We start from the raw sequence: 2,934 nt of genomic DNA, 5'->3' as shown, positions 1-2,934 counted from the left end.
GCAAACCGCTTTAACCCGAAGCAATATCAGGAAAGGATCGCCCCCATGGACGGACAGGCCCTGCGCGCGCTGCAAGCACCGCTCAAGCAGCAATATCGCGATGATGCCGATGCCGCGCTCATCACGCTCTCCGCGAAAGGCTCGATCGATGCGCAGGGCATCGCCTGCAAGGTCGATACGGGCCGTGCGCTGGCCGTGGCCGGGCTGCACCCGGCCACCGGCGGCAGCGGCGCGGAACTGTGTTCAGGCGACATGCTGCTTGAAGCGCTCGTCGCCTGCGCGGGCGTCACGCTGAAGGCGGTGGCCACTGCCCTCGGCATCGAATTGCGCCGTGGTGACGTGCATGCCGAGGGCGTGCTCGATTTCCGCGGCACGCTCGGCGTCGACAAGGAGGCGCCGGTCGGCTTTCGCGAGATCAATCTCACCTTCGATGTCGAGACCGATGCCGACCAGGAGCAGCTCGACCAGCTCCTGAAGCTGACCGAACGCTATTGCGTGGTCTTCCAGACGATCAACACCAGGCCCGCGCTCAACGTCACCATGAAGCGGGATTGAAGCGCCGATTGCCGCTCAGGAGCCGAAGACTTCCGCGCAGCGCGAAAACGAGAAGCCGCGACCCTGGGTGTCGCGGCTGATCCGCACCTGCTCGATGATACCCGCGTCATCCACGGATATCTGCGCCTCACAGACCAGATCCACCCGCTCGGCAGGCCGCACGATCACATCCTGGGTGACGCCCGGAAAGCCGATCGAGGCGGATGTCGTCGTCGAACGCGTCATCGTTCTCCCCGGCCCCTGATGGATGGTGCGCGAGCGGGTCTGCGAGGAACCGAAGGTCTGCCCGCCGACGGTCGTGCTGCGGATCTGCGCCGGGCGCGTGAAGCTGTCCTCGCCGCCGCGCCAGGTATAGATCGTGCCCCCGCCCGAGAGCGCATATTCCGAAACCGGCGGACCATTCATGACGAAGAACGAATCGACGGGCTGGCCGATCCATTCACCGCGCATGTTTTCCGCGACTTCCTGCGTCGTCTGGCAGGCCGACAGCCCTGCCGCTGCGACGATGACAAAAAGCAACTTCTTCATACCCGATCCGCCCCCGTTTCGCGCCCGACTTTAGCCGAGGCCGTCGGAACTGCAAGCGCCTGAGCCGGTCGCCTTTCCGCTTTTCCCTTCGCCATGAGGCCCTGCATTTGCTGCAACGCATCAAATTCATGCAGCCGAACGCCTGTCAGACGTGCAAATGCCCAGTTTTCGGGAATCACGGGTCCCGGTTGCACCGTGTTATCATCGTCATATGCCCCGGGTAAGCCTTATCCGGATGGCGCGCGCCGACAAGAATGCTAATTCACCTTGTGTGCACCGCAAAAAGGACCAGTCCATGAGCGAAGCGATCGGCAAGGAAACCGAGGCAAATCCCGGTACGGGCGAACTCGCCGGCAAGGTCGGCCTTGTCGTCGGCATCGCCAATGACAAATCCATCGCGGCCGGCTGCGCCCGCGCCTTTGCGGAGGCCGGTGCCGAACTCGCCATCACCTATATGAACGAGCGGGCCAAACCCCATGTGGCCCCCGTCAGCGAAGCGCTCGGCGCCGAGCTGCTGCTCCCGCTCGATCTTGCCGATGACGTCCAGCTCGCAGCCGTGTTCGACGCCGTCGCACAGAAATGGGGCCGGCTCGATTTCCTGCTGCATTCCGTCGCCTTCTGTCCGCGCGAGGATCTGCACGGGCGCGTGGTCGATTGCTCGCGCGACGGTTTCACCCAGGCCATGGACATTTCCTGCCATTCCTTCATCCGCATGGCGCGCGCTGCCGAACCGCTGATGCGCGACGGCGGCAGCATCATGACGGTGAGCTATTACGGCGCCGAGAAGGTCGTCGACCATTACAACATCATGGGCCCGGTCAAGGCGGCGCTCGAAGCCGCGACGCGCTACATGGCCGCCGAGCTCGGTGCGGTGGATATCCGCGTCAACGCGCTGTCTCCCGGCCCGATCGCCACCCGCGCGGCCTCGGGCATCGATCATTTCGATGCACTGATCGACGATGCCCGCGCGCGCTCGGCCGAGGGTCGCCTCGTGACGATCGGGGAAGTCGGCGCGGCGGCACGCTTCCTCGCGAGCGACGGTGCTGCCGGCATGACGGGCAACGTCATGTATGTCGATGCCGGTCGCCATATCCGCATGTGAGCCGATTCGCCTGAACCAGCCCCAGAAAGAGGCTCGAAATGGATTATATCGAGAACCGCACCTTCGACGAGATCGCCGTCGGCGACAGCGCCGAGATCACGCGCAGCCTGACACGTGAGGATATCGACGTCTTCGCGGTGATGTCGGGAGACGTGAACCCCGCCCATCTCGACGATGACTACGCACAAAAGGGCCATTTCCACCGCGTCATCGCCCATGGCATGTGGGGTGGCGCGCTGATATCCGCCGTGCTGGGCACCCGCCTGCCCGGCCCGGGGACGATCTACCTCGACCAGTCCCTGCATTTCCGTGGCCCGGTCGGTGTGGGCGATACGATCACGAGCAGCGTCACGGTCACGGCCAAGAATGCCGAGAAGGGCCATGTCACGCTCGCCTGTCTCTGCACCAACCAGAAGGGCGACGAAGTCATCAGCGGCGAGGCGCGGGTGCTCGCGCCGCGCGAGAAGGTGCGACGTCCGCGCGCCATCCTGCCGGAGATCACGCTGCATGCGCCGAGTGCGCGCTTCAAGGCGCTCGTCGAGCAGACCCGCGAGCACGATCCGCTGGTCACTGCCGTGGTGCATCCCTGCGACGAACTGAGCCTAGACGGCGCCATACGCGCCGCGCGCGAGCGCATCATCCGCCCGGTTCTCGTGGGGCCTGAAGCGAAGATCACCGCTGCCGCCGAAAAGGCGGAACTCGATATCAGCGAATTCGAGATCATCGACGTGCCCCATTCCCATGCTGCC

Annotated in this window: 4 protein-coding genes; 3 read left to right on the top strand and 1 reads right to left on the bottom strand. The window is 64.7% G+C overall.

From position 1 onward, the window contains the following. The first annotated feature begins 45 nt into the window (after positions 1–45). Positions 46–555, top strand: coding sequence for an OsmC family protein (locus VKP01_RS07630; protein WP_324411558.1), 510 nt, complete (start codon positions 46–48; stop codon positions 553–555). 15 nt (positions 556–570) lie between these two features. Here VKP01_RS07630 and VKP01_RS07625 read toward each other — a convergent pair whose 3' ends face one another. Further along, positions 571–1,083 (bottom strand): membrane lipoprotein lipid attachment site-containing protein, encoded by a 513-nt coding sequence (locus VKP01_RS07625; protein ID WP_324411557.1) that lies wholly within the window; start codon positions 1,081–1,083, stop codon positions 571–573. Between the two features lie 295 nt (positions 1,084–1,378). Between VKP01_RS07625 and fabI the strand changes: the two genes are divergently transcribed. Both fabI and VKP01_RS07615 read left to right on the top strand, forming a co-directional pair. After that, entirely contained in the window at positions 1,379–2,185 is an 807-nt protein-coding gene (gene fabI / locus VKP01_RS07620) for an enoyl-ACP reductase FabI (protein ID WP_324411556.1), read from the top strand. 38 nt (positions 2,186–2,223) lie between these two features. Further along, on the top strand, positions 2,224–2,934 hold a 711-nt coding region (locus VKP01_RS07615; protein ID WP_324411555.1), incomplete at its 3' end, for a bifunctional enoyl-CoA hydratase/phosphate acetyltransferase.

The organism is Saliniramus sp. (genome assembly GCF_035311605.1).
Classification (GTDB): Bacteria; Pseudomonadota; Alphaproteobacteria; order Rhizobiales; family Beijerinckiaceae; genus Saliniramus.
Note: the sequence above shows the minus strand (reverse complement) of the source record. Positions and strands in the feature narration are given on the sequence as shown.